Genomic DNA, 6,921 nt, shown 5'->3' with positions numbered 1-6,921 from the left:
CAGGACCGTCGAGTTCAAGCCTTCCCCAAGTGCTTTCAACGGTCCTTTTTTATTCCCGCCGGCAACCCGGCGTTCCGCGCCAGGTGTTCCAGGCCGGTCAACAGGAGCAGGTCATGTCTGAAGTCCGTCATTCGCGAGTGATTATTCTCGGTTCCGGCCCTGCCGGTTACAGCGCTGCCGTCTACGCTGCCCGGGCCAACCTCAAGCCGCTGCTGATCACCGGCATGCAGGCGGGCGGTCAGTTGACCACCACCACTGAAGTCGACAACTGGCCGGGCGACGTCCACGGTCTGACCGGCCCGGTGCTGATGGAGCGTATGAAAGAACACGCCGAGCGCTTTGAAACCGAGATCGTTTTCGATCACATCAATGCCGTGGACTTCGCTGCCAAGCCGTACACCCTGATCGGCGACAGCGCGACTTACACGTGCGACGCNNTGATCATCGCCACCGGCGCCAGCGCCCGTTACCTGGGCCTGCCTTCCGAAGAGGCGTTCATGGGCAAGGGCGTTTCGGCCTGCGCGACCTGCGACGGTTTCTTCTATCGCAACAAGCCGGTCGCCGTGGTCGGTGGCGGTAATACCGCCGTGGAAGAGGCGCTGTACCTGGCCAACATCGCCAGCACCGTGACCCTGGTTCACCGCCGTGAAACCTTCCGCGCCGAGAAGATCCTGATCGACAAGCTGCACGCCCGTGTCGCTGAAGGCAAGATCATCCTGAAGCTGAACGCGAACCTGGACGAAGTCCTGGGCGACAACATGGGCGTCACCGGTGCTCGCCTGAAAAACAACGACGGCGGCTTCGACGAGTTGAAAGTCGACGGCGTGTTCATCGCCATCGGCCACACCCCGAACACTTCGCTGTTCGAAGGCGTGCTGGAAGCCAAAGACGGCTACATGGTTGTGCAGGGCGGCCGCGACGGCAACGCAACGGCCACCAGCGTCGAAGGCATCTTCGCNGCCGGTGACGTGGCCGACCACGTCTACCGCCAGGCCATCACCTCGGCCGGCGCCGGTTGCATGGCGGCCCTGGATGCCGAGCGTTACCTCGACGGTTTGAAGGANGCCAAGTTCTGAAATCGTTGAAATGAAAAAACCGGCTTCGGCCGGTTTTTTTGTGCCCACAGAAAGTGCGGTCAACACAAACCCCTGTGGGACTACAGGGACTTTATATTCGGATCAGTTTCTTCAGACACGCCTCAAGAATATCCAGGCCTTCCTCCAGCACTATCGCCTCACAACCGCGAAACCGTTCCTGGACGAAGTCCATGACCTTCAGCGATTGATAGATCGCATTGGCGGCAACGCGCCCGAACGGCCCACCGTTCCAGTCCAGCAAGTACGGCTTGAACAGTTCATGCCGAGCAGTTTCCCCGCACACCGCTTCAGCAATCACCCTGCCGCCAATCGAACCGGTATTCAGTCCATGACCGCCAAATGAAGTGCACGCCCAGACACCTGGTTCCAGCCACCCCAGGTTGGGCATTTTGTTGGTGGAATACCCCATCAGACCGGACCAGGCCAATTCGATCCTGACCGGCGCCAGTTGCGGATACACCGACACCATGTCGGCCTTGAGCATGGCCGCCAGGGCTTTTTCATTCTGTTCGTGACGGGTCGTGATACGTCCGCCCCACAACAGGCGATCGCCTTCGACAATGCGGTAATAGTCCGAGGCGCGACGGTCATCGGAAAACGCGGCGCCTGACTCGAGAACGCTTTTGATCGAATCGCCCAGGTGTTCGGTCAGCACCACGTAGGTGGCAATCGGCAGGTAGGCGCGGCTGAGCTTTTGCAGCTCCGGCCCGCCGTAACCGCCGGCGCAGAACACCAGGTCCTGACAGCGCACGCTGCCGTGAGCGGTCTGGACAATCTTGTCGTTCCCTTCGCGACGCCAGGTGAGCATTTTGGAGTGTTCGAAAATGCGACTGCCCGCCGCTTCAATGGCAAGGGCCAGGCCCAGGCAATAATTCAACGGGTGGAAATGCAGGGCGTTCGGGTCCTCCACACCCTGGAAATAACGTTGGGTGTGCGCCCGTTCGCGGACCTGGGCGGTGTCGAGGAAGTTGAGTTCGTAAGCGAAGTCGCGGCGCATTGTGTCGATGTGGTTTTTCACGCTGGCGCTGTCGTCGTAGCGCTTGACCCGGATTGTGCCGGCGGACGGATTGCAGCCGGTGAGGGCCAGTTCGGCGATGTTGCGGCGGACAATCTCTACCCCTTCAACCGACATCTGGAACAGCGTTCTGGCGTTTTCCAGTCCCAGTTTTTTGCGGATCGCTCCAGACCCTTCGGCCCAGCCCGGCGAGACCACGCCGCCATTGCGGCCGGAGGCTCCCCACGCGACCTGATGGGCTTCGAGGATGATCACACGCTTGCCGCGCCGGATCAGTTCGAGGGTGGCGGTGAGGCCGGCGATGCCGGCACCGATGATGCAGACGTCGCAGGTTTCGTCGGTGTTCAATTCGGGCCTGGCCGCACGGGGCAGCGAGGTTTGGGAATACCAGGTGTTGGGGAAGGACATGGTCGATCCTTGATAAGTTGCCGGACATTCAAGCGAGGTCGGCTCTTTGTGGGAGTGAGCCTGCTCGCGATAGCGGACTCTCATTCAATATCGATGTCGACTGGTCGGGCCTCATCGCGAGCAGGCTCGCTCCCACAGGGGATTTGAGTGTTACTTGATGGTCGAGTAGTCGACGCCGTACCACTTGTCCGACAGTTTGGTCAGCGTGCCGTCCTTGTGCATTGCGCCGATGATTTCACTCAGTTTCGCCTTCAGCTCCGGGTCACCCTTGTCGGTGGCAACGGCCAACGGTTCGTAGAACACCACGCCGTTGTCGACAGCGCGTAATGGGTAACCCTTCTTGACGGCCGCATCCAGCGTGCTGCGTTGGGTGAGGATGGCGTCCAGTCGAGCACCGTCGCCCAGGCGCAGATCGTCCAGCGGTCCGACGGAGCCGGCGTAGGTCTTCATTTTTTCGGTTTTAACGTCGTAGACGACGGGTGGCACGTCAGTGGTTTCGATGGCCAGTGCCTGGCTGAAATAGTCCTCGGACGTCGTGCCGCCCTCGACGCCGATGGTTTTGCCATTCAACGCCTTGTGGTCGGTGACCGTGGATTTGTTGTGCACCGCAAACACGTAGGGCACGTAGTAGTAGGTGCCGGGAAAGTCGAGAATCCGCGCACGGCTCTTGGTGGCGGTCATCGAGCCGACGGACACGTCCCAGCGGCCATTCCACTTGCCGGCGGTAATCACATCCCAGTCGGGCGTGATGAATTTGGCCTCGACGCCGAGACGCTTGGCGATCTCCTTGGACACGTCGATATCAAAACCGTCGATTTCATTCTTGTCGTTGATGAACCCCTGCGGGGGCCAGGTCGCCGAGGTGGCGACGGTCAACGTCTTGCTGCTTTCGATCTTGTCCAGGACGGCACCGGCGTTCGCGGCGCCGACGAACAACAGTGACAAGGCGGCAGCAAGGGTGATTGCGGGTTTTTTACTGAGCATGTCCATCTCCACTTTTCGTTATTGTTATGCGGGGGTAAAGCGCTTCTCAGTGCCCGATGATCTGCGACAGGAATTTCTGTGCGCGTTCGGTCTGCGGGTTTTTGAAAAACTCGGCCGGGGTGGCTTGTTCGATCACCTTGCCGTGATCGAAGAACAGCACCCGATCCGCCACTTCCCGGGCAAAGCCCATCTCGTGGGTGACGCAGACCATGGTCATGCCTTCCAGCGCCAGGGTCTTCATCACGTCCAGCACTTCGCCGACCATTTCCGGGTCCAGCGCCGAGGTGGGTTCATCAAACAGCATCACCTTGGGCTCCATGGCCAACGCGCGGGCGATCGCCACCCGCTGTTGCTGGCCACCGGACAACCGTGAGGGGAACTCGTTGGCCTTTTGCGCAATGCCGACTTTCTCCAGCAGCGCCAATGCCTTGGCTTCACGCTCTTGCTTACCGCGCTTGCGCACGACTTTTTGCGCCAGGCACAGGTTTTCCAGCACGGTCATGTGGGGGAACAGGTTGAAGTGCTGGAACACCATGCCGACTTCGCGGCGGTAGGCGCTGACACTTTCCGCTTCACTGGTGAGCGTGATGCCGTTGACCTGAATGTGGCCCTTCTGGAAATTTTCCAGGTGGTTGATGCAGCGAATCATTGTCGATTTGCCCGAACCCGACGGGCCGCACACCACCAGGATTTCGCCAGTGGCGACGTTCAGGTCGACGTCGCGCAGGGCGTGAAAGTTGCCGTACCACTTGTTCAGGCCGGTGATTGAAATCATCGAGGGACTGGTCTGCGCAGCAGGGGCCAGGTCGCGTTGTTGGGCGGTATCGGTACGAGTCATCACGCATCAACCCCTTGCCACGGATCGATTGACCCGTTTTTCGATTCGCGCCTGGACCCGTTCCAGAATGAACGACAGGGCCCAGTAAATCATCGCGGCGGTGATCAGCATTTCCAGGTGGCGGAAGTCCGCACGGCCCTGGGTCTTGGCCAGGTACATCAGTTCCCAGACACCGATCACCGACACCAGCGAACTGTCCTTGAGCATGGCGATGAACTGGTTGCCGGTGGGTGGAATGATCACCCGCAAGGCCTGCGGCATGATGACCCGGCTCAGGGTCTTGAACGGGCTGATGTTCAGCGCCCGCGAGGCTTCCCACTGGCCGACCGGAATGCTCTGGATGCCGGCCCGGAAAATCTCGGTCATGTAGGCGCCGTAACACAGGGACAGCGCGAGGATACCGGCAGGCACCGCATCGACCACGTAGCCCAGTTGCGGCAGACCCAGGTAAATCAGGTAGATCTGAATCAGCAACGGCACGCCGCGAAAGAACGAGGTGTAGAACGAGGCGAGGGCATTGGCCAGGCCGTTGTTCGACAGCTTGGCCACTGCGCCGACCAGCGCCAGCACAAAGGCCAGGACGATGGCCACTGCAGAGATGTACAAGGTGGTTGCAGCGCCCTGGATGATCAGGAAACCGATCTTGTCGAGGATGAAGCTGTAAGACAGGTCGAAGGTGTCGAAGAACGCCAGAAACAGGATCAGTAGTTCGATCCACACCACCGTAGTCTGCACTTTGAACTTCAGGCGCCCGAGGACGTGGAAGTTCAAGGTGCCCAGTACGGCAATGCCCAGCCCGATGGCGACGTTGCGTGCCGTCAGGCTGTCCGGGGCATTGCCCAGCAGCGGATGCAGAAAATGACTGAGGGCGCTGTTGCCCAGGTTCATCAGGTAGGCGCCGAGGAACAGCACCACGGCTACGCCGAGCAGGAATTGAGGATCGTTAGACTTTTTCTTATAAATTATATTGTCGTGATACATGTCTGCCTCAGCTTGTCGGTGGTGATGTTCTCGCTAGGTAAAAGGGTCTTTGGTCAGTATTGCGACGTCGATTCCGGGACCACAAGCGAACTTAATTCGCCCCCTGTGGGACTACAGGGACTTTATATTCGGATCAGTTTCTTCAGACACGCCTCAAGAATATCCAGGCCTTCCTCCAGCACTATCGCCTCAGTCGTCAACGGTGCCAGTAGCCGAATAATGTGGCGCGACTTGCCGCTGGGCATCAGCAGCAAACCCGCGTCTCGCGCCAGACTCAGAAGTTGCGTCAACTGCGCGGAGGCCGGGGAGCCGTCGGCATGGGTCAGTTCGATACCGCGCATTGCACCGACGCCGGTCAAACGACCCAGGTACGGTGAAAGCTTGCTTGCGCGCCAGGACTCGTAACGGCTGACAATCGCTTCTTCCTGTTGTGCGCCCCAGGCGTGCAGGTTGGCATCCGTCATTTCATCCAGCGTCGCCAATGCGGCGGCGCAGGCGATGGGGTTGCCGGAATAGGTGCCGCCCAAGCCGCCTTTGGGCAAGTTGTCGAGCAGCGCTTTACGCCCGACCACCGCGCCCAATGGCACGCCACCGGCGATGCTTTTGCCGAGCAGGATCAGGTCCGGTTCGATGCCCAGGCGCGAGAACGCAAAACGCTGGCCGGTACGCCCGAACCCGGACTGGATTTCATCGGCGATCAGCAGGATGTTTTTCTCATCACAGAACGTGCGCAGTGCTTGGGCGAACGCCACGTCCATCGCCAGGAAGCCCGCTTCGCCCTGTACCGGTTCGACGATGAAACAGGCCACATCTTCAACGTCGATCTCGACACTGAACAGTCGATCCATGGCTTTCAAGGCGTCGGCACAGGTCACGCCGTTGTCCTTGCTCGGGTACGGCAAATGGAACACCGGCCCCGGTAGCACACCGACTTTCTGCTTGTAAGGCGCGACTTTGCCATTGAGGTTGAGTGTGGCCAGGGTACGGCCGTGGAAGGCGCCGTCAAAGGCGATTACCGCCGTACGGCCAGTGGCGCCGCGTACGATCTTCAAGGCGTTTTCCGCCGCTTCCGCGCCGCTGTTGGTGAGCATGCCGCTGACGGGGTAGCCCACCGGGATAAATGCGGTCAGACGATCCATCAGTTCGATGTAGGGCTCGTGCGGTGCAGCGTTGAACGCGTAGTGAGTCAGCCGGGTGGCTTGTTCGCGAATGGCCTCGACAATGCGCGGATGGCAATGGCCGAGGTTCAGTACGCCGATGCCGCCGACAAAGTCGATGTAGCGTTTGCCATCGGTGTCCCACACCTCGGCATTTTTGCCGTGGCTGAGCGTGACAGGATGAACGACGTTGATCGACTGGCTGATGGTTTCGCTGCTCATGGATGACCGACTCTGAAGAAGGGAGGCTTCTTTTTATCTAAGCCGTGAGCAGTGGTTTGGGGCAAACGAAATAAAGTGGCCGGGTCAATCTTAAAAGTCGGGATGTGTGCGAATAAGAGATGGGCAGGCAAAGCGTAACCTGTGGCGAGGGAGCAAGGTCCCTCGCCACAGGGGTGTTATCAGCGTCGAGTCAGCGGCTGTTGGGTGAATGATGGGCAG

6 protein-coding genes are annotated in these 6,921 nt (G+C 59.8%); 1 reads left to right on the top strand and 5 read right to left on the bottom strand.

Going from position 1 to position 6,921, the window contains the following annotated elements; translation table 11 throughout:
• The first annotated feature begins 113 nt into the window (after window positions 1-113).
• Window positions 114-1,076 carry a thioredoxin-disulfide reductase gene (trxB, locus tag B7L09_RS12450; RefSeq protein ID WP_094469072.1) on the top strand — a complete coding sequence of 321 codons (963 nt, stop codon included), beginning with the start codon at window positions 114-116 and terminating at the stop codon, window positions 1,074-1,076.
• Between the two features lie 91 nt (window positions 1,077-1,167).
• Here trxB and B7L09_RS12445 read toward each other — a convergent pair whose 3' ends face one another.
• From B7L09_RS12445 to B7L09_RS12425, 5 genes are all read right to left on the bottom strand, one after another.
• Entirely contained in the window at window positions 1,168-2,520 is a 1,353-nt protein-coding gene (locus B7L09_RS12445; protein WP_255141916.1) for an NAD(P)/FAD-dependent oxidoreductase, read from the bottom strand.
• A 150-nt stretch (window positions 2,521-2,670) separates the two neighbouring features.
• Window positions 2,671-3,504 (bottom strand): transporter substrate-binding domain-containing protein, encoded by an 834-nt coding sequence (locus B7L09_RS12440; RefSeq protein WP_077747458.1) that lies wholly within the window; start codon window positions 3,502-3,504, stop codon window positions 2,671-2,673.
• Between the two features lie 46 nt (window positions 3,505-3,550).
• Window positions 3,551-4,279: an amino acid ABC transporter ATP-binding protein gene (locus tag B7L09_RS12435; protein WP_094469074.1), complete on the bottom strand. Its 729-nt coding sequence runs from the start codon at window positions 4,277-4,279 to the stop codon at window positions 3,551-3,553.
• A 69-nt stretch (window positions 4,280-4,348) separates the two neighbouring features.
• Window positions 4,349-5,323: an amino acid ABC transporter permease gene (locus tag B7L09_RS12430; protein ID WP_010463251.1), complete on the bottom strand. Its 975-nt coding sequence runs from the start codon at window positions 5,321-5,323 to the stop codon at window positions 4,349-4,351.
• Window positions 5,324-5,445: 122 nt separating this feature from the next.
• Window positions 5,446-6,702 carry a 2-aminoadipate transaminase gene (locus B7L09_RS12425; RefSeq protein ID WP_094469071.1) on the bottom strand — a complete coding sequence of 419 codons (1,257 nt, stop codon included), beginning with the start codon at window positions 6,700-6,702 and terminating at the stop codon, window positions 5,446-5,448.
• Window positions 6,703-6,921: the final 219 nt, after the last annotated feature.

It is taken from the genome of Pseudomonas mandelii (assembly GCF_002251635.1).
In the GTDB taxonomy this organism is placed as follows: domain Bacteria; phylum Pseudomonadota; class Gammaproteobacteria; order Pseudomonadales; family Pseudomonadaceae; genus Aquipseudomonas; species Aquipseudomonas mandelii_B.
This window is presented reverse-complemented; position numbering and strand designations above follow the sequence as displayed.

Coding starts and splice junctions, on each gene's coding strand:
- B7L09_RS12445 (WP_255141916.1), bottom strand. CDS start 2,520: ATGTCCTTCCCCAACACCTGGTATTCCCAAACCTCGCTGCCCCGTGCG.
- B7L09_RS12440 (WP_077747458.1), bottom strand. CDS start 3,504: ATGCTCAGTAAAAAACCCGCAATCACCCTTGCTGCCGCCTTGTCACTG.
- B7L09_RS12435 (WP_094469074.1), bottom strand. CDS start 4,279: ATGATTTCAATCACCGGCCTGAACAAGTGGTACGGCAACTTTCACGCC.
- B7L09_RS12430 (WP_010463251.1), bottom strand. CDS start 5,323: ATGTATCACGACAATATAATTTATAAGAAAAAGTCTAACGATCCTCAA.
- B7L09_RS12425 (WP_094469071.1), bottom strand. CDS start 6,702: ATGAGCAGCGAAACCATCAGCCAGTCGATCAACGTCGTTCATCCTGTC.